The sequence below is a fragment of the Streptomyces sp. NPDC001902 genome, assembly GCF_042891295.1.
In the GTDB taxonomy this organism is placed as follows: domain Bacteria; phylum Actinomycetota; class Actinomycetes; order Streptomycetales; family Streptomycetaceae; genus Actinacidiphila.
Genome location: NZ_JBIATA010000035.1, coordinates 62403 through 88782 on the forward strand (window position 1 = coordinate 62403; position 26380 = coordinate 88782).

The window sequence follows — 26380 nt, forward strand, 5'->3', positions numbered from 1 at the left end:
AGCCGGTCCAGCGCCACGCCGCGCGGACCACCGCACAACCGCGACCACCTCACACGTCGACTCCCACCTCGATCTCTGACCGGAGGTTGTCCATGACAGATGTCCTGACCACCAGCCCAGCCGTCACCGTCCGCCCGGGTCGCCCGCTGGCCGGACTGGTGACCGTCGACGGCTCGAAGAACGCAGCGCTGCCGTTGCTGGCCGCCGCTGCGGCGACCCGCCGTACGGTCCATCTCGACAACGTTCCCGGCAGCGCGGACGTGACGGCAATGCTGACGCTGCTCCAGCGCTCCGGGTACCAACTGACCCGTTCTGTCAGCCATCCGCACGCCCTCGCGCTGACGCCCCCGTCCACGCCCGTGCCGGTGCCCGAGCTGCCCGAGGCCGCCCGCATCCGTGCCTCGTACTACCTGGTGCCCGGCCTGCTGGCCTCCTGTGGACAGGCCCGCCTGCCCTGGCCCGGCGGCTGCCAGATCGGCGAGAGAGGCATGGAGGTGCACTTCCAGGTCTACTCCGCCTTCGGCGACAAGGTCGACACCGGCGACGGCGGCTACCAGATCACCGCGGCCGGCCACGCACCCGGCGAAGTGTCGGTAGAGCTGCCGTTCCGATCCCGGGGAGCGAGCGTCGTGGCTGTCTTACGCGCGGTGGTCGGCGCCCAGCGGCTGCGGCTGACCAACCCCAACCACTCCCCTGAATTCACCGGCATGCTGCGCGCGCTGACGCGGACCGGGTGGGGGATCGACCTCGGCACCGACACACTCACCGTGGACCCGCCGGCCCACCGCGGGCCGTCGGTGACCTGGACCGTGCCCGGCGACAAGATTGAAGCTGGCACGCTGTCCTGCGCCATCGCCGCGAGCGGCGGGTCGGGACGGATCGAAGGGGTGCGTGGGGACGAGGTCGCCGCCGTTGTCGCGGCCCTGAACCTGGCGGGTATCCCGGCCGCGTGCGAGCACCGCGCGGTGGTCGTGCACGGCGGCGGCAACCCGACGGGCCGGGCGCTGAGGGCGGTCGCTTCCCTATCCCCGGGCGGCCTGGACGCCGACTTCGAGCCCGCGCTGCTGGCGTTGGCCTTAGGTCTGCCAGGCACCCACCTGTTCGCTGGCTCCATCAACCCCGGCAGGCACGGCAACCTGCTGCCCCAGCTCGCCCGCCTCGGCGCCAGCTTCGAGGAACTCTCGCCGACCCAGTGCTGCGTGACCGGCCCACAGCGCCTGACGGGCGCAGCGGTGGAGGCCACCGACATTCGCACCGGCTCCGCCCTGATGGTGGCCGCACTGACCGCCCGCGGCACCACCACGATCCGGGGGCTGGGCCAGCTCCAGCGCGGCCATGCCGACCTCCCCGCAAAGCTCCGCGCTCTGGGAGCCGACCTGCGGGAGGTCACCGCGTGAAGCGTGACCTGGGAGGGATCATCGCCACCACCGACGTGCACTCCCAACTCGGTGACGCCGTGCCCCTGCTGGCCCACTTGTCTGCCGAGCGTCGACGGTCGCTGATCGTGGATTGCGGAGACTTCTTCGAAGGCACCGGCTACTACCGGCTCGGCCGGGGGCACGCCGAGCAGGCGATCCTGACGTCGCTGTACGACGTCCTCGCGCCGGGCAACCACGGCTGGAGCCACCACTTCGAGCCTGATCTCCGCGAGTTGACCGTGTGCGCCAACGCCGTCGACGCCGTCACGGGAAAGCCGCTGTTCCGCCGCATGCACTGGGCCTGGATCGGCGGCCGGACGGTCGCGGTGACCGCCGTCATCAGCCCGCAGGCCTTTGACGCCATCCCCACTGCCGATCGTGCCGGTCACCAGGTCACCGATCCCGCCCGCGCGCTGGTCGAGCTGTTGCTGGAACACCACCACCAGGTCGACGCCTGGGTGCTGCTGTCGCACTCCGGCTTCGAGGGCGACCTGCGACTGGCCGACCAGTGCCCGTTCCTGGACGTGATCTTCGCCGGGCACTGCCACAGCGACCGCTACGGGCCCGAATCGGCCGGGCGCACCCTGGTGGTCAAGGGCGCCGAGCTCGCTGCCGGCTACGCGGTCGCCGAGTCGGTCGGGGCAGGCTGGGCCGCCCGCGCCTGCCGCTTCCCCACCGCGGCAAGGCTGCCCGCCGACCTGGAACCGATCGGCCGCCAGATCCAGGCGCTGCAGGCCGAACTTGCCGTTCCCCTCGGTCGCATCGCCGAACGCTGGCGCGGCCGGATGATGGCAGACCGGCATGAGGTGCTGTCCGAGGTCGCCCGGCGGCTGCACACCGGCTTCGGCGCTGACGCCGTTGTGCTGAACGAGACCGCGCTGCGGCCGGTGCTGCTCGGGCAGGCCCTGACCCTGAACGAGCTGCTGGCCATCGAACCGTTCGGCAACCAGCTCGTCCACGCGGTCGTGCCCGACGCCGTCGTCGCCGATCTGTCCGGCCTGACGGCCCGGCTCACCGAGCGGGCCGGTCCCCTCGTGCTCGCCCCCGATCCGCTCCCGCCGGATGTGCGCACGGTGCTGACCACCGGCTACCTGGCCGAAACCATGCTCGGCGGCCGTGCGCCCTCGCCCGTCCTGCCGCTCGGGCAGGCCGTCGCCCGCGTCCTTTGCGATCCCCTCACCGTCACCGAGGAAGGAGCTCCGACGTGATTCTCACCGGACCGGAGATCACCGCCGCTGTCCGCGACCGGCGCCTGCGGATCACCCCGTTCGAGCCCGGACAGGTCAATCCCAACAGCTACAACGTGCGCCTCGGCTCCACCCTGCTGACCTATACCGACCCGGTCATCGACGCCCACCGGCCCAACCCGACCACTCCGGTCGTGATCGGCTCCGAGGGGTATGTGCTGCAGCCCGGCGAGCTCTACCTCGGCCACACACAGGAAGAGGTCGGCTCCGACACCTTCGTGCCTCTGCTGTTCGGCCGCTCGTCCGTCGGCCGCCTCGGCCTGTTCGTCGAGATCACTGCCCCCATCGGCGACATCGGCTTCCACGGCCAGTGGACGCTCATGCTCACCCCTACCCGGCCGCTACGGGTCTACCCGGGGATGAAGATCGGGCAGATCATGTTCTTCGTCTCCGTCGGCCCCGTCGACCTCTACCAGGGCAAGTACCAGGCCGCGCTCGGCCCGCAGCCGTCCGGGTACTGGCGGGACCTGGCCAGCGAAGCGGTGGCCTGATGATCCTGACCGGTCCAGCGATCGCCGCAGCGGTCGACGCAGGCGAGATCGCCATCGACCCCTTCGACCCCGGTCGCCTGTCACCGAACGCCTACGACTGGCGGCTGGGTGAGACCTTAAGGATCTGCGACGGCGACCTCGACGCAGCCGCCCCCACCCCCTTCAGCGAAACCACCATCCCCGCCACCGGATTCGTCCTCCAGCCGAGCGTGCTGTACCTGGGGGTGACGCTGGAGCGAACAGGGTCCGAGCGGTACGCGCAGATGCTCAACGGTGACCGCTCCACCGGCACCCTCGGCATCTGGGTGCACGTCTCGGCGCCGCTCGGGCACGTCGGCCACGCCATCCGCTGGACGCTGGAGATCCGGGCCGCCAGGCCCGTGCGGGTCTACCCCGGCATGACCTTCGGCAAGCTGATCTTCCTGCAGACCTTCGGAGGCCCCACCAGCTACCAGCAGCCCGGTTTCAAGTACCAGTCGACCGAAGGCATCGACATCTCCCGCCTCTACGAAGAGATCCACGGGGGCACCGCATGACAGTGGCGACGTTCCTAGACCTTCCCGCCGGCAGTCCCGGCGGCAGCGTCGAACTGTTCCTCGACCTGTACACCGGCGCCCCGCCGCTCATCTCGGCCCACGCGTTCATGCTCCAGCCCGCAGGACAGCGACCAGGCGTCCCGGCGGGCCTGAACCTGCTCTCGGTAGACGGCAAATGCCTGAACGGACCCGCCTTCCAGCACTACCTTGCCAGGCTGCGCCAAGCCCTGCGGGCAGCGATCGACCCCGCCGACATCTCAGTCCTCCACCTGCAGCACTTGGTCTTTGGCGCCACCCCGGCGCTCATCCGAGCCCTCCCACAGCACCCGCGGATCGCCCTCGTGCACGGCACCGACCTGCTATTCGCCGAAGCCCACCGCGACCAGCTACGGATCCTGCGCGCAACCGCCCGCCACGCCGACGCCATCGTGGTCCCCACCGGCGCGATGGCCGACCGCCTCATCCGGCTGGCACCACACACCGACCGCCGCAAGATCGCGCACATCCCCTGGGGCATCCCCGACCGGCTCCTGACCACCCCACCGCCCGCGCGCCCGCAGCATCCCCGAGGCACGCTGCGGCTCCTGTACGCGGGGCGGCTGACCGCCGAGAAGGGCGGCGAACACATGGTCAGGGCGCTGACCGCCACGGCTGGCATCGAGCTGTCCGTGGCCGCCCCGCGCCATGAGTTTCAAGCCTTGGCGCCGGTGCTGAAGCGATACGGCGTACGCCCCCGGTACCTCGGCTGGCTGCGGCGGCCCCAGCTGTGGAACGCATTTGCCGACCACGACGCGCTGATCATGCCCTCGACCACCTTGGAAGCGATGGGCTTGGTTGCCTTGGAAGCACAAGCCTGCGGGCTGCCCGTCGTCTACCAGCCGGTACCCGGGCTGCGCGACGCGCTGGGCACTTCGGCTCTGGCCACCGACTTCTCCGACCCCCAGGTAGCCGCCCGCGCCCTGGAACGCATCAAAGCCTCGCCGAACCTGCTGCTTGCCTTGCGGGCTGCAGGACTGGCCAACGCCGCACGCTACCCGCTCAGCGCCACGGCCGCGGCGTTGACGGACCTCGGTAAACAGCTCACCTGACCAGCTCGTGCCGCACCCGCCCCACCCCGCCCGGCGTGACTACGCTGGCGCGGGGCAGCCCACCCACAAGAAATTCGGGGAGACCATGACACCCAGCACCGACCGCATCCGCCAGCTGCTGGAAGACGGCGTCCACGATCAGGTCTACCCGGGCGCCGTCTGGGCGGTCGGCGACGCCACAGGCACCAGCGCCAGCGGCGCCGTGGGACTGCTCGACCCCACCCGTCCCGCCCATCCGATGCGGACCGACACCGTCTTCGACGTGGCCAGCCTCACCAAGATCCTGGCCGTGTGGTCAACCATCGGCTGCCTCTGGCAGGACGGCCGTCTGCCACTGGACGAACCCCTCGGCGGCTTCTGGCCCGAAGTCACCGGACACCCGCTCGAACAGGTCACCGCCCGGCAACTACTCACTCACACGGCCGGCGTCCCGCTGCGCGCCCAGCTGAAGAATCTCTACGGCACCGACCCGGGCATCATCCGCGCCGGCGTGCTGACCGAAGCCCTGCACCGCCCGTCCGGCCAGGCCGTAGAGTACACCGACCGGGCCGCCCTCATCCTCGGCTACCTCGCCGAGCACCTCTCCGGGCAACCCCTCGACCAGCTCGCCCGCGAACGCGTCTGGGCCCCCCTGGGCATGCACGCCACCCGCTTCGGCCCGCTGCCCGCCGACCTCGCCGCCCGCTGCGCCCCGACCGAAATCGACCAGACCACCGGCACCCACCTCAAAGGCACAGCGCACGACTTCTCCGCCCGGCTCCTGGGCGGAGTGTGTGGCATCGCAGGCGCCTTCTCCGTCCTGAACGACCTCGCCGGCTTCCTGCGCTACCTCCTCGACCCGTCCACCGCCCCGGCCACACCCGGTTTCGGACCCGACTGGACAGAGGAGTCCTTGACCGTGCACACCGGCAAGCTGACACCGGTTCGTGGTCTGTTCTGGCACCCCGCCCCCAACACCACCCCTGCCGACCGCACCTGGGTGCACTACGGCTTCACCGGAACCGGTATGTGGCTCTCCCCCAAGCTCGGTACCTGGGCGATCCTGCTGACCAACAAGCTGTACTTCACCCGTGACCGTGAGCCGCTGACAGCCATCCGCAACAACTTTCGCGAACTCGTGTTCACGTGACGGTCTGCGTCGCCCCACGCTGGATCCGTTGCAACACCGCACCTGCCCCGACGGATTCCAGCGGCCGAAATGCTCACCCCTGATTTTCCACCTGCCGAACGGACAAGCCCCCAGCGGCGCGTTCGCGGTTCCCCGGCCGCCGAACCCTTCCTAGCGTGATGGTCGTCCCCACATCCGGGGCCACACACGTACACGGAGGAAGCCATGCGCCCGAACCGCATCCGCCCCAACCGCCGCCCGAACCGCGCCATCCGGCCGCTCCGGGCCGTCCGCCCCAACTGAGCGTCGCCCCCCCCTGGTCAGAAGGCGGCCGCACTTCGCGGCCGCCTTCTGCTTTGCCCGCACCCATCCGTGATCTGCAGGGGGACCGGCCCGTGGCCACCACTGATGCACCCCTCACCCTCACCCGCCACGCGGCGCCCGCACGGGCAGGCCGCTCAGTGGTCTGGGCGCTGATCGCCGCCTCGCTGCTCGTGAAAGCGGGCGGCTTCGCCTGGGATTTCCTGGGCTACTACGTCTCCGTCACGCACGGCACTACAGCCGCTGGGGCGGCCATGACCTTGTTCGGCGTCGGCTGGTGCTTTGGCCAGGCCATCTCCGGACAGCTCACCGACCGTGCTGGCCAGCGCACCGCGCTGGTGATCATGATGACGTTCGCCGCCATCTCCTGCGTCGCGCTGACCCTGGTGGCGTCGCTGCCCGCGCTGCTGATCGTGTCCGTCTGTCTCGGGCTGACCATGGAGACCTACCGCCCGGCGGTCTCGGCGTCGATCAACGAACACATCGCTTCCGGCGGCGCCCGGGCCCGGGCGCAGACCGCGCTGTACTGGACGATCAACGTCGGCATCGCTATCTGCGGCGGGCTCGGCGGCTACCTGGCCCACCATTATGGCTACAAGCCGTTGTTCATCGCCAACAGCGCCGTGTGCCTGGCCTTCGCGCTGCTGGCCCTGCGTCTGCTGGCCGCCCGCCGGGCGGCACCAGACGACCCAGGGACGGATGTCACCTTCCGCCAGGTCCTCGCCGACCCCAGCCTGCGGTGGATCGCGCTGGTCTCGACGGCAGCCATGGTGTGCGCGAGGGGCATGGTGTCGGTCCTGCCGCTGCTGATGACCGCCGACGGGCTTCCGCCGACCGCGTACGGCGCCGCGATGATCGCCAACACGGTGGCCGTCCTGGCCCTCACCCCGCCCATGACCAGGCTGCTCATCGGCCGCGGCGACCTGCTGCGGTTCTCCCCCGTCGCCGTGCTGGCGGCCGGGACGGCCGTCCTCGGCGCGGGCATCGGCCTCGCCGCGTACCAGCACACCACGCTCGGCTACTCCATCGCGTGCGCCGCCCTGGTCCCCGGCGAGGTCGCCTACAGCATCGCTGTGGGCGCGTACCTGTCCACCGCGGCGCCGGACGGCGCGGTTGGCCGCTACCAGGCCGTCATCTCCGCGTCCTCGGCGGTCGCGTCCCTGCCCCCGCTGGGTATCGCCATCGCTCTCAACGTCGGCGGCCGGCCACTGGTTGCCGCGCTCCTGGGCGGCTGCGCCCTGCTGGGTGTCGCGGCATGCCTCCCGCTCTCCCGTGCCCTACGCCGAAGCGCCGGCGCGCACTGACCTCGTCGTACGGAAGGAACCATCGTGACTGCCAACTTCCTCAGCGTGCCGTGGCCAAGCCCCGCATCGGTGGCTGCCCAGCAGTCCGCCGTACCCGCCAGGCCCGCCCCACCGGCGAGCGAGCCCACCGAGCGCACCGAACCCGAAGTGCCGGCTTCGTTGGCCGTGCCCACCCCGTCGCTGCGTACGCCGACGATGTGCGGCCTGGAGGCTCCGAGCGAACTGGGACTGCCTCATCCGGGACCGCGTATGCCCTGGTGGTGGTGACGACGTCGATTGGGCGTTCGTACGGCGCCAATGAGCCGGGCGCGACCAGGGTGGAGGCCCTGGCCGCGTCGGCTCATCGCCAGTAGTGATCTGCTGCCCGCCGGTGCCGGCAACCTCCGGCAGTTCTGGCACCTGCGGGCCGAACGGCGGGACCCTGCCGGTTGTGCGGGCAGCAGCGCAGCCACCTTGCTGACTCTGGGCGGCTCCGAAGAGCCCGTATCCGGCGTTGTTGACGACGACGTCGAGGCCGCCGAGGCCGGCATGGTCAGCGCCTTGCACCTGCGGCACGCGCAGCGCTGGAGTCGGCCCGGCTTCCGAGAGCCGACCCGTCGACAGCGGCTGAATCTGGACTCTGCCAAACGATCGTGTCCACGACATACTGCGCCTGGTCTACGAAGCGCCGGCGGGGAACGGGAGCGCCGGAGACGAATCGAGAGGGGAACGCGCATGTCAGCACGTCGAATCCTTGCAACCCTGGCGGCCGCGGTTCTGGCGGCTGGTGGGCTCACTGCCATGACCACCACGCCAGCCAGCGCAGCAACCTGCCTGGGTACTGCGAGGAGCTTCACTCCCGTCGACAACGGGAACGAGTACGTGTGGCCCACATCCGGATACGCCTACGCCACGTCTAACTGCAACGACATCAACGTCAAGCCGTCCATCGCAGCCGGCGGCGGGTTCGACTTCGTGCCCGTGCGCACCTGCTTCTACCCCACGAGCGGCAGCTCCTACTGCAATGCCTACCGCGACATCACGGTCGGAACCTGGGGTCTGGCAGCCACCGACGTCAAGGACGGCACCAGATTCATAGTGCAATTTCAGTTCAGCACCAAGGGATCGATCGCCTACTGACCTGACTCGTGCTGCTGTCCACGAGAGGCTCCGGCGCATCACACGCGCTGGAGCCATTCGCCCAAGCTGCAGGTCTGCACGACGTTGATACCGGCTTTCGCCACTCGCGTCACGAGTAACGGGCGGAGGAGGTCAGCGACGCCAAGAGCCGGGCGCGGCCAGAGTGGGGGCCCTGGTCGCGCCCGGCTCGTCTGTGGGCGGACGTGTCGTGGTCAGGCGGCCACCGATGACGCGGCGCCGGCCGGGCGGACCACGGCCGGGGCGGGGTGCAGCTGCGGCAGGTGGTGGGCGAGTTCGGCGAGGTTGCCGGTGTAGTGCAGGGTGCGCATCCCGAGCCGGGCGGCGGCCTCGCAGTTCTCGCTGCGGTCGTCGATGAACAGGGTCCGGTCCGGGTCGGGCCAGCCGGCGGCCGCGAGCGCGGCCTCGTACGCCTTGGCGTGCGGCTTGTTGATGCCGATGCGGGCGCTGTAGACGGTGCGGGACATCAGGCTGCAGGACCACTCGGCGACGTCGATCGCGTCCGCGACGACGTGTGGGGCATTGCTCAATAGCACCATTCGCGTCGACGCACGGTGTGCGGCGCGCAGCAGGTGCACGACGGCTGGGTCGACGGTGGTCCACATGGCGACGTCGGTGGCGATGAGGTCGGGCAGCAGGTCGCCGAAGGTGCGGTCGGTGCGCAGCACCAGGCCGGAGGCCCAGAACTGGGCGTTGGTGATGACGCCGGCGTCGTAGCCGTCGCGGCGCGCCCAGAAGGCTTGCTGGAACTGGGGGGTGCGGTCGGCGGGCCATCCGGCCAAGTGGGCGAGGTGCTGCCAGGCTTCGGACGGCGGCACGGTGCCCACCACGCCGTTGTAATCGAGGATCACGGCCTGCAATGCGTTGGCCGGGGGACGAAGGGTCATCGGGGGGACTCCAGGGCATGTCGGGAGGCTGCGGCAACGGCGGCCGCGAGCAGGACGGGCAGGGCGAGAGCGACCGGCAGGCTGCCGGTGAGTGAGGCAAGGGCGCCGATGGCGGCGGGCCCGGCGAGCAGGCCGATGTATCCGGTGGCGGTCACGGCCGCGACCGCACGGGGGCCGTGGCGGCCTGCGGCGGTGATCAGGGCGGGCACTGTGGTGGACAGGCCCAGCCCCAGCGCAGTCCAGCCCACGAGAGCCGACCAGGCGGTTCCGACCAGAAGTCCGGTGCCGAGGCCTGCGGTGGCGAGGATCGCGCCAGCTCGGACCAGGGCGGGTGCGCCGTAGCGGGTGGTGAGGCGGTCGCCGGCGAGGCGGCCGGTGGCCATGGCGGCGCTGTAGACCGCGTACGCCGATGCGGACACCGCGGCGGTGGCGTGGAGTCCGTGCAGGTGGACCGCGGACCAGTCGGCGGCCGCGCCCTCGCCCAGCAGGCAGGCCGCGGCCAGCGCTCCGAACAGCCATAGTCCGGCTCGACCACGGTCCGGGGCGGCGGGCTCCGACGTGGAGCCGCCCGAGCTGTCCGGCTGGTTCGTGGGGAGGGCCGTGATGTTGCGGACGGCTGGTGCGGTGAGCAGAGCCAGGGCGGCGGCCGTGAGTCCCGCGATCAGGAAGACCCGGCTGTGGCCGGTGTGGGCGGTGGTGGCGGCCGCGGCCGCGCCCAGGAGCGCGCCGAGGCTGAAGCCGGCGTGCAGGGAGGACATGATGCTGCGGCCGTAGGCGTCTTGGCAGCGGACGGCGGCGACGTTGGCGCCGACGTCGAGGAGCCCGTGAGCCAGGCCGAAGACGAGCGCGGCAGCGATCAGGGCGGGCAGGGTGCGGCAGGCACCGAGGGCAGCCAGCGCAGCGGCGAGCGCCACGGCGGGTGCGGTCAGCAGCGCGGCGGGGCCGTGCCGTTGGGCGATGCGGCCGCCGGCGTAGAGGCCGGCGACCATTCCGGCGGCGGCCGCGAGCAGTACCAGGGACAGGCGGCCTGCGGACAGGTGGGCGGCGGCCTGGACGGCGGGCATCCTTGCGCCCCAGATCGCCATCAGCGCTCCGAGTCCGGCGAAGTAGCCGGTGAGCAGCCTTCTGGCGGTGACGGGCGGCGCATCGTGGATGACGGGTGCTGCAGCTGCGGGGGCGGTGGTGGTCAGCATGGCTTTGCCTTGGCGGGTGTCAGTTGGGCGAGGACTTCGGTGGTCAGCCGGGCCGGTTCGGCGTCGACCACCACCAGGTCGCGGTCACGGGTCGCGAGGAACCCGGCCTGCTGAGCGCTGGCGACAAAGGTCAGCAGCGGCGAGAAGTAGTTCGCGGTGTTGAGCAGCGCGATCGGCTTGGTGTGCAGGCCCAGTTGAGCCCAGGACCACATCTCGGCGAGTTCCTCGAGGGTGCCGAGCCCGCCGGGCAGGACGAGGAAGGCGTCGGCCAACTGGCACAGCCGGGCTTTGCGGGCGGGCATGTCGGCCACGATCTCCAGATGCGTCAGGCCGGGGTGGACGATGTCCGCGTGGTTGAGGACCTCGGGCAGCACGCCGGTGACGCGGCCGCCGGAGGCCAGGGCGGTGTCGGCGAGCGCCCCCATCAGTCCGATGCGGGCGCCGCCGTAGACGATCTCGATCCCGGCCGCGGCCAGCAGGCCGCCCATGGTGCGGGCGGCGTGCTCGAATGCGGGGTGACGGCCGGTGGCCGAGCCACAGAACACGGTGAACCGCAGCGGCCGGCCGGGGTCGAACGGGGTGTCCAGGGTGGGCGGGGCGGGCGCGGTCAGATCTCGCACAACGTCACCTCGAATCCGCGCATCGCCATCTCGGGCAGGGCATCGGCCAGAGCGCGGCGCTGCTGGCGGGCGTATTCCAGGTGCGCGTTGGTGACGGCGGTGGCGAACTGGGCGCGACGCAGGCGGGCGGGCAATCCGCGCAGGTGCATGGGGTCGATGCCCTCGGTCGTGCACAGGTCGATGACCTCGCGGTATCCGGCGATGCTGTACAGCCGGGGCCGGGCTTCCGGATGGGGCCACAGGTCGGCGAGTTCGTCGACCAGGGTCCGGCCCGCTCCGTCGCCGTAGCCGAGCATCTGCTCAACGCGTTCGGCGACCCGCGCGACGTACGCGCCAGCACTGGACTCCAGCCAGCACTCCACGGCGACGGTCGCGTCCTCGAACCAGTCGACCCGGGTAAGGAGCTCCGCGAGGATGGAGATGGAGCCGCCTTCGAGGATCAGTCGGTCGACGCCACTGTCATGAAGCACCTTGCGGTGGTGGACCAGGCGGTCGACGGCGTCGGCGGCGGTGATGACGCCGTGGTGCACCGGCCGCTCCGTCAGGTAGTAGCGGACGGTGCCCTGCAGTTCGTCGTGGGTGGGGCGGCCGGAGCCGATGGCCAGCTGCGGGTGGCACTGCACGCGGTCCAGTACCAGGACGGGGCTGTCGTGCCGCTGGGCCAGCGCGACAGAGCGGCCGGTCTTGCCGACGGCTGTCGGGCCCAGAATGAGATGGATCGGGATCAAGGCGTGCCTCCTGCCGCGGATCGCCGTCGCAGCGGACCGTTGGTGAGTGGATGGGTGGGTGGTGCCGCCGGGCCGGGCGTGGACAAAGGCGTTGGGTGGCCCGACCCAGCAGCACCGGCTCATGGGGGTGCCCGGGTCAGGAGGTCACCGGTTGTAGGGGCACTCGACGTTCTCGGGCAGGCACATCTGGATGTCGAGGTAGGAGGCGCTGACCCAGCCGTAGGTGCCGGCCTTGATGCCGGTCTTCGTCTTCTTGTCGGTGCTGACGTAGTACCAGGAGCCCTTGCGGCAGCGGGCGGTGAGCCGGTCGGAGGTGTAGAGCAGTCCGGTGGCGGTGTAGCTGGTGCCCGGGCCGGTGCGGAAGCGCAGGCCGTTGGTCAGGGGCCAGACGTCCTGGTCCTTGATGTTGGTGGTGCAGGCGCTGGAGCCGACGGCGGATGCGGTCGGGGCGAGGGCGATTCCGCCGCCGAGGAGGACGGCCGCGCTCGCGGCGATGGTGAGGGCCTTGGTGGTCACACGCATGGGGAGGTCTCCCGGTGGTGGTGTCGAGTGGGGCGGTTGCGGTGGGTCAGGAGCGTGAGGGCGGCGGCGAGGGCCGCAGCGGCGCACAACTGGAAGCCGGGTCCGATGCGGCCGCCGAGCGCGGTGCCCAGGGCGAGCCCGCAGTTGATGGCGGACACCAACCAGCCGATGGCCTCGGTGACGGTGCCGGGCGCGGCCAGGTCGGTCACGGCCTGGTAGCCGGCGGTCAGCAGCGGCAGGAAGATCCCGCCCGGTGCGGCGATCAGGGCGAGCGCCAGGACCGGCGGGGGATCCATGAGTAGAGGGATCCACGCCAGCGCGAACAGCGCGGCCAGCGCGTGGAGGTGGGTGGTGCGGCTGCCAGGCCAGGCCCAGCGTCCGTAGACGAGGCCGCCGGTGATCCCGGACAACGACAGCGCCGCCGGCAGGGCGCCGGTCAGCCACAGAGCGTCGTGCCGGTCCGCGGACCCCGCCGCCGCCACGTTCAGCCCGCCCAAGGCCACGCCCACACAGAAGTAGGCAGCCAGGACCACAACCATCCCGGTCGGCCGCAGGGCCCCGAGCAGGTCGCGGTCGCGGCGCGGGTACGGCCGCCAGCTACGGGACGGTTGCGAGGTGGCGACCCCGAGGGCACCGGCCAGGCCCACCACCGTGACGGTGAGCAGAGCCGCACCCGGGGAAATCGTGGTCGCCAGCACGGTCGCCAGGAGCGGGCCGACCACGTAGACGCCTTCCTGCGCGCTGGAGTCCAGCGCATACGCGGCTTTCACCGCCGCCGGACGCCCGTGCAGCATCGAGGACAAGAGCGCACGCAGGCACGACTCCAACGGTGGGCTGGCCACACCGGCGACGACCACGCACACGGCGGCGGGCCACCTGGTGGCGTCCAGAAACGTCACGGCGGCAAGCGCCCCGGCGGAGATCGCCGCGCCGCCGGCCAGCGGCAGCGTCTGCCCTCGCACATCGGCCAGGCGCCCGAGCAGCGGTTGACTGAGCGCGGCTGCCAGCCCATAGGCCGCAGCGAGCATTCCCCGTTGCGCCAGACTCGCCCCGTCGGCGGCCGCCACAAACAGCAGCGCCACCGGCGTCATGCCGCACGGCAGCCGCCCGACGTGCGTGGCCAGCATCAGCCGCGCCACGTACGGGCTGCGCAACACCCCGGCGTAGCCGACAGTGATGGGGGCTGAAGAGCGCAGCGGTGCTGTCGCAGGCAGAGTCATCTCAGGGAGCTCCGGGCGAAAGGGAGGATGGTCAGCGCTTCGTGGTGAGCGGGGGCTGAGGCGTGGGGCCAGTCGTCAGGCGGCCGTCAGCTGTACCAGCCGAGGAGCGGCGTGGAGATCCACCCGGTCCGGCCCTTCGCCAGACCGGTCACACTCCGCTTGATCAGGTAGCCGTAAGCCCACTGGTTCTTCGCGCCGTAGCACTGGACCCGGAAGATGTAGCCGTCGCTCTTGTAGAGCAGGCCCTGGGACGCGTAACCCATCGACGGCCCAGTCCTGTAGTTCACCCCGTTCCCGTCGACCTTGAAGGTGAGGGGCGACGGACTCCAGGTGCAGGCCGACGCACCGACGGCCGATGCCGTCGGCGCGAGAGCCACGCTCCCCCCGACGATGAGGGCCGCCGTGGCGGCAACCGTTGCGACTGTGTGCCCGATATTCATGGCGGATCCCGTCCCTGCCGCGCCTACGCCCTAGTGGGCGCGCAGCAGTCGCAATTGCAGAGGTGGAGTGCGATGGCCGCAGCCGGCGGATCGTCCCGCTGAAGACCGGCTTGCGGCACCGCGTGACCACCACTGGACCGCGAATGGCAAGGACGCAACAATCACAAGGCGCTTTACCTAGCTCCCCCTTTCATCCTCCGAAACCGAAAAGACTTCACTTTCAGGCTTCGAAAACGGCGCGCGAGGAAATGAAACAATGCCTGCGCATCGCCAATTCCGCTGCCTGAAATCACTTGCCAGTTTTGATTTCGTTCAGCGGAAGGGGCTCCCGCCGCGAACGCCTGCTGGACCGGGCCAGTCAGTGGGAGCGGCCTCCATGTCGTCCCGTCCCGCCTCGTGCGTGCAGGTCACGGGCGCAGGTGTCTCAGTCGAACGCCGGTCCGGCACGTCGCGGGCGTACACGGCGGTGAGTTGCGCAGAAGGCTCCGCCCCTTGATCACCGGTCGTTAGACTCCCGTGGTTCGGGTGCTCTCGGTGGACTGGAAACAAGTCGTGGACGATGACTTTTGGGCTGGCTGGCCGGAACGATGGGCCGGCACAGACTGCGACGTCCGGACGGCCTTGGGCGCGATCCCGCGGGAGGTCAAGGACGGGTTCAGGTATGACGAGGTCCCTTGGCGGCGGTTCCGGCACTTCTACGGCCCGGGCGAGGAGATCCCCGGCTTGCTCGCGACGCTCGCGTCCGGGGACGCCGAAACTGCAGACAGGGCCTTGCAGCAGCTTTGGGTGAAACTTCATCATCAGGGCCGCACGATCGCGGTGGGAGCACTGGCGGTGCCGTTCCTGCTCCGGATCGCGGCGACCGGGCGGCCCGAACTTCGTGCCCAGACCCTTCGCCTGATCGCCGAGATCGGCCGGTGTCAGCACATGGGGGACGGATCACGGGAAGGCCTGCTCCAGGTTGCCGAGGAGCCGTTGATGATCGATGGCAGCACGATGTACCCGGTGGACTGGGGGATCCAGGCCGCCCGTCAAGCCGTCACGGACGACGTGCACCTTCTGCTCCCGCTTCTCTCCAGCCCCGACCTCGAGGTCCGCTCCGCGACCGCCTACGTTCTGGCGGCGGTGACCGGCGACCTTCCACGTGTCTCCTCGGCTCTGCGCTTCAGGCTGGCGAGAGAAGACGATGCGGTGGTGCGGGTGAGCCTGATCCTGGCGATCGCCCAACTCGCCCGCGAACACCAAGATGGAAACGCTCTCGAATGGGCCCAGGACCTGTGGTCGGATCCCGGACGGCCGCCCGAGGTCCGCATCGGAGCCGGCCTTGCCTGGCTGTGTCTGGCCACCAACCCTGCACCCGACGAGCTGCGCGCCCTCCTCACCGACCCCAGCATCCGTCAGTACGACGCCCTGCTGCAGCCGGTGCCCTGGCTCACCTGGGTCCACCACACTGGCGCCGGGCTGCGCAGTTGCATCGACGAAATGCTGACGGCAAACACACCCGGAGCAGTGCCTGCCGATCCTTGGGCTGGAGGACTATCAAGCTGAAGCATGCAGCGTTCAGTCGGCCATGGCGGGGGCTTCGGTCCCGCCCTGGTGCTGGTTGGCGAGGCAGTAGGAGCCGGTGCCGGTGTCGATGATGGTGCCATTGATGGTGAGGGGTTCGACTGCCGTCCCGGACGGCTCCCATGGGCGCGGCGTCGGCCCAACGCCCGACAATCACCGGACGGTGGAGCCCTTGCCCTCGCCGGGCCAGCCGGATCGGTCGTTCACTTCGACGACCGCGAAGAACGGCAGGACACCCTTGTGGGCAAGGGGGGCCAGTTGCGCCGCAAATCCGGTCGCAGGCTTGCTGGCGCAGCCAAGCGGTGGCCTTGGCGCGGGCGGCCGGGTCGCGGTAGACGAGGCGGCCCATCTACCTGGCCTTCACGCCCGCGCCTCGCGGGAACAGACCAGGCCGCCGTGGAGGCAGAGGCGCAGTACCGCGGTGCTGGTGATGGCGTCGTGGGTGATCTCAAACACGATGAACCGGGCGCTGACGATGCGGGACCACATCCATGGCGACTCTTGCAACAGCCGATGGCCCGCCGGAACAGGGTTTCGGCGGGCCATCGGGAGGTCAAGCCTCTGGATTTAGAACAGACGGATCAGCACAGGCAGGGATCCGTACCCCAGCCCAGGCCGAGCACGTCGTCGTCCCGCAGCGCGCCAGAGTACGCCTGCACCTCGTCCACGTCGCCGTGGAGGTACTCACCCCAGCCGTCACCAGCCTTGGCCCGGCCGATCTGGAGGGCACCGCCGCTGTGCCAGCCGTTGGGGAGGCTCGCGGTCGCCTCGGCGTTCGTGTAGCCGTCGGCGAAGAGTTTGATCGTGTCGGTCCCGTCGTCGTAGACCACGGCAAGACGATGCCCCTGGCCCTCGCCGCCGTCGGCACCGGTGATCTGGGACACCACCTTCTCGGGGGCTCCGGCCTCGTCCTTCTCCGGCATCATCAGTTGCCAGCTGTACGTGGACGGCTCGTAGCGCACCTTGAACGCGTCGGTGTGCTCGCCGGCCTGCGACAGCACGGTCATCGGGTGGCCCGGCCGGGCGTCGGCGAGGCGGACGACGACGCCGATGGTGAAGCTGTCCCCGGTGTCGACGACGGGCCCGTCGGCGACCGCATACCCGGTCTCGCCGTCCAGGCGCAGATGCCCGTTGTCGACGAGGGGCGGCGGCATGTAGGTGCAGTCGGGGTCGATGTCGGGGATGCAGGTGCTGTCGGAGCCCCGGTAGATAGACGCTCCCGCACCCAGCCGCAGCGGCGCGCCGTCCGACTGCTCGGGGCTCGCCCCGTCCGCCGCGTTCTCCAGCGACCAGTGGCCGAGTAGCTTCGGCAGGCGCCACGCGATTTGGGCCACCTCGGCCGGCACCACGACCCGGTCGTGGATTTGTACGTCACCGATGTCACCGCGCCACCGGTCACGGTAGCCGGTAGTCCCGCGGGCGCGTCCGATCTGGAACGCGCCGGCCGTCTCGACGGGCTTCGCCTCTGCCGCGGTACCCACCTCTTGGCCGTTGACGTACAGCTGCGCGCGACCTGTTTCCGCGTCGTACAGACCCAGCAGATGGGCCCACTCGCCGGTCTCGGGCGCGCCGCCGGTCACCCGCGCGCCCGCGATCGCGAACGACCAGACAGGGCCAGGGTCCTGGCTTCGCAGCCCGAGGCTGAAGGCGGGCTTGCCGTCCCCGTCCTGGCTGGCGACGGTCATGTTCCGGCCGGTTTCGGCGGGCCGCACCCAGGCGCTGACGGCGAAGGTCTTGCTGATGTCGGTGGCGGGGGCGTCGGTGGTGAGGAAGCCGTGGCCGCTGCCGTCGAGGCTGACGGTGGCACTGGCTCCGGTGCCCGCGGGCGCGGGGCCGCCGAAGGTCACGCCGGTGCCGGCCCGTGCGGCGGTGCCCGCCTCGGCGGAGGCCGAACGGGAGCCTGCCGGGTCGTCCAGCTTCCAGCGGGCGACAGGAGCACGCCCGGCCTTCACGTTGAAGTCGTACGACGACTGCGCGCTGCTCCGGCCCGACCTGTCGATCGCGTGGACCGTCAGCGACTTGGGCCCCGTGGTGAGCGGCAGGTACGTAAGGGTCACAGCTGCACCCGGCCGCTCCGCGGAGACGGTCCCGTAAGGGCCGCCCAGGAAGCCGTACGTGTACGACACGACGTCGTCGGAGGGCGAGTCCATGGTGAAGTGGCCGTACACGCCCACCCCGTCCACCCAAAAAACCTGCTCGGGATTGGGATATTCGGGAGAGCTGATCACCGCCTTCTCGGGGTTCACGTCGTCGTACACGAACGAACAGACCGAGCCGTCGCCCTCATCGCTCCATGCGGAGGTCGCTTTGGTGTCATTCGCGCGGACGTGCCAGGAGACGACCGTGTTCGCCGGGATGTCGTTCGGCATCGTCCAGTAGTAACGCGACCCCGAAGACAAGGTGATGGTGGTGAAGGTACGGCGCTGCTCCGCTCCTGCCGCGTCCGTCCACCACGCTTCGAACTCGCCGTTGAGCGGGCCGGCTTGGGGAGGCTGGTTGTCCTCGTCGGCGTCGTACAGCACGGCACTGAGTCTGGGCGGCTGGGAGACGTACGGCGTATCGTCGCCGGTCGCACAGGCTTTGCCCTGTGACTGCAGGTCCTGAGCCAGGGGCTGCTTGGGCGGCTGGTTGTCCACCGCATGCACCGTGCCGGCGGTCGTGGCCAGGAGCACCGCAGCACAACTCCCCACCACCGCCATCCGTCTGCGCCTGCCCGATCTTCCGGACATGATCAAGTAACCCTCCCCTGTGAGTGCTCGCAGCTCGTGGATCACACGAGCCGCACGAAACTAACAGAGGCCGCTGACACCGCCGAAAGGGTTTTCCATCACTTGTGTGCGGGGGTGGATATGCCCCGGCGCCCGAGAAGCACCGGCCCGACACCGGGCGCCTTCACACCTGCCGAAGTCCTGGAGACAGCCCCGATCGGCCGATCACGATGTACAGGATCTCTAGACCCTACAAGCGAGGTCCTCGCACAGCGCGTCGATGGTCCGCCTGGTGACGTGCGACACCGTGACCAGATGGCTGCGCGTTCCTTCGCTGGCCAGATGCCAGCCTTCGATGACGCGCTGGGGCGGGCGGTCGAAGACGACCGTGATGGACGACTCGTCGAAGCGCCAAGGGTTCCACCCGAGCGCCTCGAGCCGCTCGACGGCGTAGGCGGCGGTTTCCTGGCAGCGCCGCACTTGGGCGCACAGGCCGGCTTCGCCGCTGCGGCGGAGCGCGGACCAGGCGATGAGGGGTGCGAGGCCGCTGCGGGAGCAGCTGAGGGTGCGGTCGCTGATGGCGCCGACGTACGCGCCGGCGTGCTGGTCGGGGACGACTTCGCTGCGGGTGAGGACGACTCCGGCGGGCACGGGGCTGCCGATGACCTTGTGGAGGCTGATCTGCAGGCTGTCACTGCCGGCGTCGAAGCCCCAGGGACGGCGGTCGGGGCGTATTCGGCGAGCAGGCCTCCGCAGGCGGCATCAGCGTGGACATGGACCTCGCCCGCGACGCTGGCCGCTTCCCGTAGGGCGGCAGGGTTGTCGAGTGAGCCGGTCATGGTGGTGCCGATGGTGGCGAGCACGATCGCGCCGCGCCGGGTGAGGCGGCCGCTGAGGGTGTCGCGGCGACGGCGCGCGAGGCACGCTGCGCGCAGCGCGGCGGGGTCCATCGATCCGTCGGGGAGGCTGGGGATGGTCACTAGCTCCACGCGCAGCAGGTCGGCGCATTTGCGGACGGAGAAGTGGGCTTGGTCGCTGGCGTACAGCAGTGCGCGGGGCAGGCGGCGGCGTGCGGTGTGGAGGCCGTAGAGCAGGCCTTCGGTGCTCGAGGCGGTCATGTACCCGAAGGTGCGGGCCGGGTCGCCGTGGGCGACGCGGGTGAGGAAGTCGACGACGGCCTGCTCATACGGTTTGGTGTGGGTGACGTCGTCCGGGTTCCCCGCGGTCGGGTCGCCGACGTTGTTGGGGATCACGGCGAGAGCCGGGGCGAGGTCGGTGAAGTCGAAGGCTCTGTTGCCGGGGTAGCCCAGGATGTGGGGAGTCTCCCGGCGGAGTCGGTCGACCAGGTGGAGGATCTGCCGGGTGTCTTCACGAGGGTCGTGCGGCAGCCCGCCGATCTTCAGTGCTTCGTGACCGGTTGCCGGAAGGTCGTCCAGGAGGGTCATGGCGGGGGCCTTCGGTGCTCGGAGGAAATCCCCGCGGTCGTGAGCGGTGGGCGGGGCCTTGGGGTCCTCACCTTGCTGGCGCCAGGATCAGCGCGGCAACTGCGGCCGGGTCTGGCACAGTCGGCGTTCCGGTGAGTGGAATGCGAACATCGCGATTCCACCGGGAGAAACGGCGCGTCTGGGCGCGGGTGGCCGGGGCTGTCCAGGGAGGGGAGGGACGGCCACCGGCCACCGGCGTCGGGTCCGACGGGAGATTGCGGGCCTGGGTTCCAGGGGGTGTGACGGCCCGTGTGTCCGGCTGCGGATGCTGATTTATCGGCGGGTCACGGACCGGAACGCGAAGGTGGCCCGGCCGGTGCGTTTTGCTCCGAAGAGCCCCCAGGCACCGGCCGGACCACTCCCGGCGGGAGCTCACGCCCGCTGGAAGGTCCTTCGCCCGCCGACTTGGGGGTGTCGGCGATGTGGACCGACCACGCTCCCAAAGCGGGCCGGTCCAGGATGGTCCAACCACACCTCCATGAGGATCGGACCGTCCTTCTTTCCCCCGGCCGAAGGGTCTGCGGTCCCCGGCCGGAAGTCGTGCACCCGGGCGTGAGCCCGGGGAGTTCGGGACCGGCGCCCGCCAAGAGGGAGGCGGGCGCCGAGTGAGACCACTGTTACGTACGCGGCGTCAGGTGGCCATGGGACGAGAGCCCTCGCCCGCGCCTTTTTCCATCGTGTGAAAAAAGCCCGCCATCGGATTTCACTCTTCCAGCGCACGCACGCCGGTAGGCGGACGGAAGTGGAAGGAAGACCGTGGTGACAGCAGGTCCCGTGTGGCCGCTGCGCCCCCATGCGGTCTGGTTCATGATGCTGGCCAGGCGCCAGCGGACCGGCTGAGTGCGGCGGCCGCTGCTTTAACAGCTGTGATGTAGTCCCCGGGCGGCTCCGACATCACCTCAGACGGCTTGAGGAGCAGGAGACTGCCCATCACCGAGTCATCCCAGAAAATGGGAGCAGCCACGGAGTTCCAGCCGGGTACGCACTCTTGATATCCAACGGCGTAGCCGGTGTCCCGGATGGCGCTGAGAGAGGCACACAGGTCCTCGTCGTCCCGGAAGGCTCCCGGGCCTGCGCGGGCCGGGATCGGGGTGGCGAGGACCTGCTTCTGCATGGGCCTGGGGAGATAGGCCAGGATCGCCCGGCCGGGTGCGCCGACGCGCAGAGAGCGAGTGATGGAGAGCATGTCGCGGGGCGTCCAGCCGAGCTCTACCAGGTCGCTGTCGCCCACGGCCATGTCAACGCATTGCCGGGTCAGCCCGAAGCTGGCCATGTACAGCAGGACCAGGCCTTTGTCGGTCACGCGGTGGAGTTCCTGCAGCTGAGTGGTGACTGTGTCTCCGTCGTGCCCGTATGCCGCTGAGGCCTGGAATCCGAGCCGCGCGGTGCCTGGCCCGAGGGCGTAGACGCCACGTTCGGGACGGATGAAGTAGCCGTCATAGACACCGGCCTGCAGGATTCTGCTGACGGTGGAGTCATCCAGACCAGAGGCTTTGGCCAGCTCGGCAAGTCGGGCGGTGGGGCGGCCGATCGTGGTGAAGGCAGCCTGTACAGCAAAGACGCGGCCCGACCGGGCACCGCCGCGCCCGCTGCCGGCCTGCTGGATCCCCATGTGCCCCGAGCCCCTTCTGTCCTGCACTCACGGTCCTACGACGTGGACCTGTGCCGCTTACGGTGCCATCTCGTTCGGTTCCCAGGGCCGTGAGGCTCCGGGGTTTGGTGCGCGTGCGGTCGTGCTTGGGGCGAGGGCGCCGGGCGGCCGCGGAGCTGCACGGCACCCTCGGACCTCACCAGTTGATGTCGTTCGCTGCGACGCTGGTGGCGGTCGCGCCCGCTTCCACGCTCCAGTTGATGTCTCCGGGCGTGGCATTGATTTGGTTCCAGTTGATGTCTCCCGCCCGGACCGCGCTGCCCTGGTGTGTCACCGCCACTCCAGCAGCGCCAAGCGCCACAAGCAGAGCGGCGGCCAGCGCGGCAGACGAGAGTTTGATCGCGTGGTTCATGTGGTGTTTTCCCCTCTTTGAGCGAGCCTGTGCTGTCGACGGCACAGGCAGTCGGCCTCACCCCGAGCGCGATATTGCAGAAACATGCATCGCGCATTTGTGATGCCGACCCTTAGGGTGACCCGACGTACGACGCCGGAGCAACGGATTGCCGGTCGCAGAAACCTGCATTGCGCAAAAATGAAGTGCCAAAACAGGGCGAACGGGGCATATGAATGCATGAGTTGGGGTTGCCGCAGCTGTCACCCGAGGCATGGGAGCTGTACCGGCAAGCGTTGCGAGAGCAGGTAATTGGCCCTGATAGCAAGGAAGTTGAGGAACTCGCTCAGCTTGGGGTGATCGTGCCCGATCCGACGCGGCCGGGCTTCTACATCCCGGCAGAGCCTGACCGTGTGGCCAAAACGTTGCGTGGAGGGGCGGTCCAGGCTCTCTCGGCAGTGACCGGGTACCTCGCGCAGCTGCCGGGGTTCGTGGACGCCATGACTGACGAGTTCCGCCGTGCTCAGCGCACGGAGACGGCAGCAGTGGAGGTCATCACCGAGCACGACGACATCAATGGCCGGCTGGCTCGGGCTTCAGATGCCCTCCAGTCCGACGCCATGACCTGCCATCCGGGTCGACGCGATCGAGTGGTGCTGGAGAACGTGGAGGAGCGCGACGACAAACTGCTCGCGCGTGGCATCAAGCTGCGGACTCTGTACCACCAGAGCAATCGGCCCGACCACTGGACCGGTAGGTGGGTGCGCTCTGTGACGGAACGCGGAGCGCAGGTACGAACCCTTCCCACCCCGCTGCCAAAGCTGATCATCTTCGATGACCGCGAAGCCTTTGTCGGTGTCTACGAGAACGGTGAGCTGATGCCGGGTGCCCTGCATATCCGGCATGCACAGATCGTGGGGTTCGTACGCGCCGTATTTGAGTTGCACTGGGAGCGGGCCGAGCCGTGGGTTCCGGGCGTGGAACCGAGCTTGGGTTCGGGCGGCGACCAGGGGGAGCGCGGCAGGACTCCCTTCACCACTCCCGAGACCCGGTCAATCCTTCACGGCTTGGCTCAGGGTAAGTCGCAGAAGCAGGTGGCCAAGGAACACGGCATAAGCGAGCGAACGCTGATCAGTCGTCTCAACGTGCTCAAGGAGCGCCTCGACATACCCACGCTTCCCGCACTGATGTTCTGGTATGGGACGTCGGATGAGCGCTTACTTCAAGACTGACATGCTCTGGACAGGGAGGTCAGTGTCCGCCCTGTCCAGAGCCTTCTGGTCAGGTGGTGGCGTCCAGGGCGAGCTTCTGAGGTCCCGGGTGCGTTTCCAGATCGAGGTGTGCCTGGGCCGCAGAACCCAGGGGGTAGGTCTGGCCGGGCGGCAGGATGAGTGTGCCGTCGAGGATGGTGGTGAACAAGGCGCGCATGCCCATGGCGAGGCCGATCTGATCGCGGCGCAGGTGCGTTAGCCGGAACGCCGACATGGTCAGCGACTGCCCAAGGAGTAGGTCCATGCTGATCGGCGCTGAGCTTGCTGGTGGGCGCCCGTACAGCGCGATCCTGCCCCCAGGGGCCACAGCGGTGGCTAGTACAGGCACGTCCAGCCCCCCGCTCAGGTCGATGACGGCGTCGACGGGTCCGCCGGCTGCGGAGATGACCTGTCGGTCGCTCCAGCTGGTACGTGGCGGTGGTGCTCGGGACGGTGCACAGTACAAGCACCAGCGTCTGCCAGGAACAGCCCCTCGGAGCCACCGGGAGTGTAGAAGAACAGCATATGGGCCGTATAGAAGCCGATGTTCTTGAATCGGTGACGCGTACCCCGCGGGCAGTGGACCAGGTCGCCGGGACCTGCGGTTAAGACGCGGTCGCCACCGAGGAATTCGAGTTCGCCGGAGATGAGGAAGAAGGTCTCGTCGTGGTCGGCGTGGGTGTGAGCCACCGGTCCACCGCCTGGCGGCACCCAGGCCTCGACGACCCCGAGCGCACCGCCGGTTTGACCGGCTGTCAGCTTTATCGAGTACACGTCCCCTGAGAACCACTTCACGGTGCCGTCCGCGGAAGGCACGTGTATCCCTTCGTGTTTGGCGTCACGTGGCGAGCTCTGAGTGATTTCGAAGGTCATGGCACCTACTCGTAGAGATTCCCGGAAGGCAGTCCGGTCGGGCTGCCAGGGGAGGCCGCGCAACCCGTACAGGCCGCTGCGGAAGAGGTCATGGTTTTGCGACGAGGATCGTTGAGGTTCAGCAGTCGGAGATCGCCGCGCGCCGCGCTCTGCCGCAGCCCGGCAACCACGCCTGCGCGCCGGTCACCCGGGGCGGCCGGATGACGGGGTGCAGCTCACTCCGGCGGCGGACAGGCGCCGGCGCCGCACCCATCGACCGGCCTCGGTCCGCGGGGGGAGGCCGCCGTCACGGAGCCGTGATGTCCAACCCGGTGAGGTCGGCGGAACGGTTCCAGAGCCGACGGGCGAGGTCGGAATCGTCCGCCTGCGGGTTGGTGCGTCGAGCGGGCCTGCCGTTCTCGTAGTACGTACCGGAGTGCCAGTCCAGGCCGGGAGTGGTCTCGGCGAGCCATACCAGCTGGCGGGCGCCCTTCTCGGGGCTGACCATGGCCAGCCGGCTGAGCGGATTGCTGTAGATGGGGCGCATGAAGCTCTTGCTGCCGGTGGCGAAGTTGGTGGCGACGGCTCCGGGATGGAAGGCGGCAGCGGACAGACCGTGGGACGCGTATCGGGCATGCAGTTCCTTGGTGAAAAGAATGTTCTCCAGCTTGGCCGTGCCGTACGCCCGGTGCGCGGAGTAGCCGTGGTCGTGGTCGAGGTCGTCGATGTCGAGCTTTCCGAACAGACGAGCCCCCGCGCTGGACGTCTGGATGACCGATGCTTTGCAGGCCAGGAGCTTGTCCATGAGGAGATTGGTGAGCAGGAACGGCGCCAGATGATTGATCTGGAAGGTCTTCTCGAAGCCGTCGACGGTCTTTTCGCGATCGCCGAAGATTCCCCCCGCATTGTTCACCAGGACATCCACACGCGGGTATGCGGCGTCCAGGTCCGCGGCGAGTTCCCTGACGTCGGCCAAGCTGGTGAAGTCGGCGAGGAAGCGATCCGCTCCGATTTCGTCGGCGATCTTCGCGGTCTTCTCGGGTGAGCGGCCGACGATGACGACTCGGTGGCCGTCCCGGTGCAGCCGGCGGGCGCCCGCGGCTCCGATACCGTCGCTGGCTCCGGTGACGACGATGGTTTTCGGCATGGAAGGTCTCCGTTTCTCTGGCTGCATGCGTGGTGCATGTCCGTGAAGGTGTAACTTCTGATTGCCGCGGCGTGTGAACATCGACGTGTCGCAAGGGCGCGGTCGCGGGGTGACCAAGTGGTTGCTTCCGCTGCCGGCACAGCCGATGGGAAGGCGCATGTACCGATGGACTGCAGCTGCGTCCGCACCGTCGCTGAGCGATTGGAGCGAGGCGTTCTCCGGTCTGCACGGGGCGAGCCGCATCACGGTCATGGACCGCGAGGCGCCATGGAGGGGACTCCTGGAAGCCCAGCAGTCCCGGACGTACGCCATCGCCTTGTGCAGTGGCGGCCAGGAGACGGTCGTACGGGACGCCCGGCACATCGCCGCTGACCCCCGTGGCACCCACGAACTGCTCGTCCCCCTGGCCGGGACTGCCTGGGTGGAGCAAGGGACGTCCTCGGGGGAGCTCCAGCCGGGCCGTATGGCACTGTGCGACATGGACCGGCCGGTGACCTTCGCACACGACGACGACTTCCGGTCGATCGCGCTGATCGTGCCCGGGCATGAGGTCGCCCACCGCAACCCGGCCCTGGCCCGTGAGCCGCGGACCCTCAAGGGGACAAGCGGCCTGGGCCGGGTGATCCGCACGATGGTGGCCACGCTGCAGGAGGAGCGGGAACAGTTCTCGGAGGCGACCTTCGACGTCGCCTGCGAGCGGCTGCTCGACCTGGTGTGCCTCGCCGCGGAAGGCGCGACCGATTCGGCGCCGACGGGGCAGCGGGCCACGGTCGAGGCCGAGATCAGGCGCTACGTCCGCCGCCACGCGGGCGACGACGACCTCGACGTCGCCGACATCGCACGGGCGCTCGGCTGGTCGACCCGCTACATCCAGCAGGTGCTGCGTGCAGCCGGTACGACCCCGCGCGACCTCGTGCGCCGTGAACGGCTGCACCTGGCCCGGACCCGACTGGCCGACGCGAGCTGGGCCGGGCATTCCATCGCGCAGATCGCTCACTCTTGTGGGTTCGGCAGCCATGCGTCGTTCAGTACCGCGTTTCGGCAGGAGTTCGGCATGGCGCCCCGTGATGCCAGACACGGCGTCTTCGCCCCTACGGCAGACCTGGGGTGAGCCTGTTTCCACCTCGGCGG

General features: G+C 69.6%; 27 protein-coding genes and 1 pseudogene. 12 read left to right on the forward strand and 16 right to left on the reverse strand.

Annotation, left to right across the window (positions count from 1 at the left end; genetic code table 11):
- Positions 1 to 92: 92 nt before the first annotated feature.
- From ACFYYN_RS38025 to ACFYYN_RS38060, 8 genes are all read left to right on the forward strand, one after another.
- Complete coding sequence (locus tag ACFYYN_RS38025) at positions 93 to 1397, forward strand: carboxyvinyltransferase (protein ID WP_500549388.1); 1305 nt, start codon at positions 93 to 95, stop codon at positions 1395 to 1397.
- Positions 1394 to 2626, forward strand: coding sequence for a metallophosphoesterase (locus ACFYYN_RS38030; protein WP_500549389.1), 1233 nt, complete (start codon positions 1394 to 1396; stop codon positions 2624 to 2626). The genes ACFYYN_RS38025 and ACFYYN_RS38030 overlap by 4 nt, the downstream gene beginning before the upstream one ends.
- The gene (dcd, locus tag ACFYYN_RS38035; RefSeq protein ID WP_500549390.1) at positions 2623 to 3156 is read left to right on the forward strand and encodes a dCTP deaminase; all 534 of its coding nucleotides are present in this window, start codon (positions 2623 to 2625) and stop codon (positions 3154 to 3156) included. The genes ACFYYN_RS38030 and dcd overlap by 4 nt, the downstream gene beginning before the upstream one ends.
- Positions 3156 to 3692, forward strand: coding sequence for a dCTP deaminase (locus tag ACFYYN_RS38040; protein ID WP_500549391.1), 537 nt, complete (start codon positions 3156 to 3158; stop codon positions 3690 to 3692). Before dcd ends, ACFYYN_RS38040 begins: the two co-directional genes overlap by 1 nt.
- Positions 3689 to 4780 (forward strand): glycosyltransferase family 4 protein, encoded by a 1092-nt coding sequence (locus ACFYYN_RS38045; protein ID WP_500549392.1) that lies wholly within the window; start codon positions 3689 to 3691, stop codon positions 4778 to 4780. The genes ACFYYN_RS38040 and ACFYYN_RS38045 overlap by 4 nt, the downstream gene beginning before the upstream one ends.
- A gap of 85 nt (positions 4781 to 4865) precedes the next feature.
- Positions 4866 to 5909: a serine hydrolase domain-containing protein gene (locus tag ACFYYN_RS38050; protein ID WP_500549393.1), complete on the forward strand. Its 1044-nt coding sequence runs from the start codon at positions 4866 to 4868 to the stop codon at positions 5907 to 5909.
- 374 nt (positions 5910 to 6283) lie between these two features.
- Positions 6284 to 7513, forward strand: a complete 1230-nt coding sequence (locus ACFYYN_RS38055; protein ID WP_500549394.1) for an MFS transporter — start codon at positions 6284 to 6286, stop codon at positions 7511 to 7513.
- Between the two features lie 714 nt (positions 7514 to 8227).
- Positions 8228 to 8632: a hypothetical protein gene (locus ACFYYN_RS38060; protein ID WP_500549395.1), complete on the forward strand. Its 405-nt coding sequence runs from the start codon at positions 8228 to 8230 to the stop codon at positions 8630 to 8632.
- A gap of 212 nt (positions 8633 to 8844) precedes the next feature.
- Here the strand turns inward: ACFYYN_RS38060 and ACFYYN_RS38065 are convergent, their stop codons facing one another.
- From ACFYYN_RS38065 to ACFYYN_RS38095, 7 genes are all read right to left on the reverse strand, one after another.
- On the reverse strand, positions 8845 to 9537 hold the full coding sequence (locus ACFYYN_RS38065; protein WP_500549396.1) for an HAD-IA family hydrolase: 693 nt from the start codon (positions 9535 to 9537) through the stop codon (positions 8845 to 8847).
- Positions 9534 to 10730: an MFS transporter gene (locus tag ACFYYN_RS38070; protein ID WP_500549397.1), complete on the reverse strand. Its 1197-nt coding sequence runs from the start codon at positions 10728 to 10730 to the stop codon at positions 9534 to 9536. The genes ACFYYN_RS38065 and ACFYYN_RS38070 overlap by 4 nt, the downstream gene beginning before the upstream one ends.
- Positions 10724 to 11350, reverse strand: coding sequence for an LOG family protein (locus ACFYYN_RS38075; RefSeq protein WP_500549398.1), 627 nt, complete (start codon positions 11348 to 11350; stop codon positions 10724 to 10726). The genes ACFYYN_RS38070 and ACFYYN_RS38075 overlap by 7 nt, the downstream gene beginning before the upstream one ends.
- Positions 11338 to 12078 carry an isopentenyl transferase family protein gene (locus tag ACFYYN_RS38080; RefSeq protein WP_500549399.1) on the reverse strand — a complete coding sequence of 247 codons (741 nt, stop codon included), beginning with the start codon at positions 12076 to 12078 and terminating at the stop codon, positions 11338 to 11340. Before ACFYYN_RS38080 ends, ACFYYN_RS38075 begins: the two co-directional genes overlap by 13 nt.
- A 144-nt stretch (positions 12079 to 12222) precedes the next feature.
- Positions 12223 to 12600: an SH3 domain-containing protein gene (locus ACFYYN_RS38085; RefSeq protein WP_500549400.1), complete on the reverse strand. Its 378-nt coding sequence runs from the start codon at positions 12598 to 12600 to the stop codon at positions 12223 to 12225.
- Positions 12591 to 13754 (reverse strand): MFS transporter, encoded by a 1164-nt coding sequence (locus tag ACFYYN_RS38090; RefSeq protein ID WP_500549401.1) that lies wholly within the window; start codon positions 13752 to 13754, stop codon positions 12591 to 12593. The genes ACFYYN_RS38085 and ACFYYN_RS38090 overlap by 10 nt, the downstream gene beginning before the upstream one ends.
- Positions 13755 to 13906: 152 nt before the next feature.
- Positions 13907 to 14083, reverse strand: coding sequence for a hypothetical protein (locus ACFYYN_RS38095; protein ID WP_500549402.1), 177 nt, complete (start codon positions 14081 to 14083; stop codon positions 13907 to 13909).
- A 729-nt stretch (positions 14084 to 14812) separates the two neighbouring features.
- Here ACFYYN_RS38095 and ACFYYN_RS38100 point away from each other — a divergent pair.
- Positions 14813 to 15808 carry a hypothetical protein gene (locus tag ACFYYN_RS38100; RefSeq protein ID WP_500549403.1) on the forward strand — a complete coding sequence of 332 codons (996 nt, stop codon included), beginning with the start codon at positions 14813 to 14815 and terminating at the stop codon, positions 15806 to 15808.
- Between the two features lie 378 nt (positions 15809 to 16186).
- Here the strand turns inward: ACFYYN_RS38100 and ACFYYN_RS38105 are convergent, their stop codons facing one another.
- From ACFYYN_RS38105 to ACFYYN_RS38120, 4 genes and pseudogenes are all read right to left on the reverse strand, one after another.
- Positions 16187 to 16315 carry a hypothetical protein gene (locus ACFYYN_RS38105; protein ID WP_500549404.1) on the reverse strand — a complete coding sequence of 43 codons (129 nt, stop codon included), beginning with the start codon at positions 16313 to 16315 and terminating at the stop codon, positions 16187 to 16189.
- Positions 16316 to 16407: 92 nt separating this feature from the next.
- On the reverse strand, positions 16408 to 18555 hold the full coding sequence (locus tag ACFYYN_RS38110; protein ID WP_500549405.1) for a LamG domain-containing protein: 2148 nt from the start codon (positions 18553 to 18555) through the stop codon (positions 16408 to 16410).
- Between the two features lie 222 nt (positions 18556 to 18777).
- Positions 18778 to 19185, reverse strand: a complete 408-nt coding sequence (locus ACFYYN_RS38115; RefSeq protein ID WP_500549430.1) for a hypothetical protein — start codon at positions 19183 to 19185, stop codon at positions 18778 to 18780.
- 98 nt (positions 19186 to 19283) lie between these two features.
- A pseudogene (locus tag ACFYYN_RS38120) lies at positions 19284 to 19652 on the reverse strand (pyridoxal-dependent decarboxylase); the annotation flags it as partial.
- 27 nt (positions 19653 to 19679) lie between these two features.
- On the opposite strand from ACFYYN_RS38120, the gene ACFYYN_RS38125 reads away from it, so the two are divergent.
- Positions 19680 to 20114, forward strand: a complete 435-nt coding sequence (locus tag ACFYYN_RS38125; RefSeq protein ID WP_500549431.1) for a hypothetical protein — start codon at positions 19680 to 19682, stop codon at positions 20112 to 20114.
- 709 nt (positions 20115 to 20823) lie between these two features.
- Here ACFYYN_RS38125 and ACFYYN_RS38130 read toward each other — a convergent pair.
- Positions 20824 to 21630, reverse strand: coding sequence for an IclR family transcriptional regulator domain-containing protein (locus ACFYYN_RS38130; protein ID WP_500549406.1), 807 nt, complete (start codon positions 21628 to 21630; stop codon positions 20824 to 20826).
- A gap of 175 nt (positions 21631 to 21805) precedes the next feature.
- Positions 21806 to 22021 (reverse strand): hypothetical protein, encoded by a 216-nt coding sequence (locus ACFYYN_RS38135; protein ID WP_500549407.1) that lies wholly within the window; start codon positions 22019 to 22021, stop codon positions 21806 to 21808.
- Positions 22022 to 22236: 215 nt separating this feature from the next.
- Between ACFYYN_RS38135 and ACFYYN_RS38140 the strand changes: the two genes are divergently transcribed.
- On the forward strand, positions 22237 to 23232 hold the full coding sequence (locus ACFYYN_RS38140) for a hypothetical protein (protein ID WP_500549408.1): 996 nt from the start codon (positions 22237 to 22239) through the stop codon (positions 23230 to 23232).
- Between the two features lie 49 nt (positions 23233 to 23281).
- On the opposite strand, the gene ACFYYN_RS38145 is transcribed toward ACFYYN_RS38140, so the two are convergent.
- From ACFYYN_RS38145 to ACFYYN_RS38155, 3 genes are all read right to left on the reverse strand, one after another.
- Positions 23282 to 23599 (reverse strand): hypothetical protein, encoded by a 318-nt coding sequence (locus tag ACFYYN_RS38145; protein WP_500549409.1) that lies wholly within the window; start codon positions 23597 to 23599, stop codon positions 23282 to 23284.
- A 14-nt stretch (positions 23600 to 23613) separates the two neighbouring features.
- On the reverse strand, positions 23614 to 24123 hold the full coding sequence (locus tag ACFYYN_RS38150; protein WP_500549410.1) for a cupin domain-containing protein: 510 nt from the start codon (positions 24121 to 24123) through the stop codon (positions 23614 to 23616).
- Positions 24124 to 24409: 286 nt separating this feature from the next.
- Positions 24410 to 25249, reverse strand: a complete 840-nt coding sequence (locus ACFYYN_RS38155) for an SDR family NAD(P)-dependent oxidoreductase (RefSeq protein ID WP_500549411.1) — start codon at positions 25247 to 25249, stop codon at positions 24410 to 24412.
- Between the two features lie 157 nt (positions 25250 to 25406).
- On the opposite strand from ACFYYN_RS38155, the gene ACFYYN_RS38160 reads away from it, so the two are divergent.
- Positions 25407 to 26360, forward strand: coding sequence for an AraC family transcriptional regulator (locus ACFYYN_RS38160; protein WP_500549412.1), 954 nt, complete (start codon positions 25407 to 25409; stop codon positions 26358 to 26360).
- The last annotated feature ends 20 nt before the right edge of the window (positions 26361 to 26380 follow it).

Coding starts and splice junctions, on each gene's coding strand:
- ACFYYN_RS38025 (WP_500549388.1), top strand. CDS start 93: ATGACAGATGTCCTGACCACCAGCCCAGCCGTCACCGTCCGCCCGGGT.
- ACFYYN_RS38040 (WP_500549391.1), top strand. CDS start 3,156: ATGATCCTGACCGGTCCAGCGATCGCCGCAGCGGTCGACGCAGGCGAG.
- ACFYYN_RS38045 (WP_500549392.1), top strand. CDS start 3,689: ATGACAGTGGCGACGTTCCTAGACCTTCCCGCCGGCAGTCCCGGCGGC.
- ACFYYN_RS38050 (WP_500549393.1), top strand. CDS start 4,866: ATGACACCCAGCACCGACCGCATCCGCCAGCTGCTGGAAGACGGCGTC.
- ACFYYN_RS38060 (WP_500549395.1), top strand. CDS start 8,228: ATGTCAGCACGTCGAATCCTTGCAACCCTGGCGGCCGCGGTTCTGGCG.
- ACFYYN_RS38065 (WP_500549396.1), bottom strand. CDS start 9,537: ATGACCCTTCGTCCCCCGGCCAACGCATTGCAGGCCGTGATCCTCGAT.
- ACFYYN_RS38070 (WP_500549397.1), bottom strand. CDS start 10,730: ATGCTGACCACCACCGCCCCCGCAGCTGCAGCACCCGTCATCCACGAT.
- ACFYYN_RS38085 (WP_500549400.1), bottom strand. CDS start 12,600: ATGCGTGTGACCACCAAGGCCCTCACCATCGCCGCGAGCGCGGCCGTC.
- ACFYYN_RS38095 (WP_500549402.1), bottom strand. CDS start 14,083: ATGGGTTACGCGTCCCAGGGCCTGCTCTACAAGAGCGACGGCTACATC.
- ACFYYN_RS38105 (WP_500549404.1), bottom strand. CDS start 16,315: ATGTGGTCCCGCATCGTCAGCGCCCGGTTCATCGTGTTTGAGATCACC.
- ACFYYN_RS38110 (WP_500549405.1), bottom strand. CDS start 18,555: ATGTCCGGAAGATCGGGCAGGCGCAGACGGATGGCGGTGGTGGGGAGT.
- ACFYYN_RS38130 (WP_500549406.1), bottom strand. CDS start 21,630: ATGGGGATCCAGCAGGCCGGCAGCGGGCGCGGCGGTGCCCGGTCGGGC.
- ACFYYN_RS38135 (WP_500549407.1), bottom strand. CDS start 22,021: ATGAACCACGCGATCAAACTCTCGTCTGCCGCGCTGGCCGCCGCTCTG.
- ACFYYN_RS38140 (WP_500549408.1), top strand. CDS start 22,237: ATGCATGAGTTGGGGTTGCCGCAGCTGTCACCCGAGGCATGGGAGCTG.
- ACFYYN_RS38150 (WP_500549410.1), bottom strand. CDS start 24,123: ATGACCTTCGAAATCACTCAGAGCTCGCCACGTGACGCCAAACACGAA.
- ACFYYN_RS38155 (WP_500549411.1), bottom strand. CDS start 25,249: ATGCCGAAAACCATCGTCGTCACCGGAGCCAGCGACGGTATCGGAGCC.
- ACFYYN_RS38160 (WP_500549412.1), top strand. CDS start 25,407: ATGTACCGATGGACTGCAGCTGCGTCCGCACCGTCGCTGAGCGATTGG.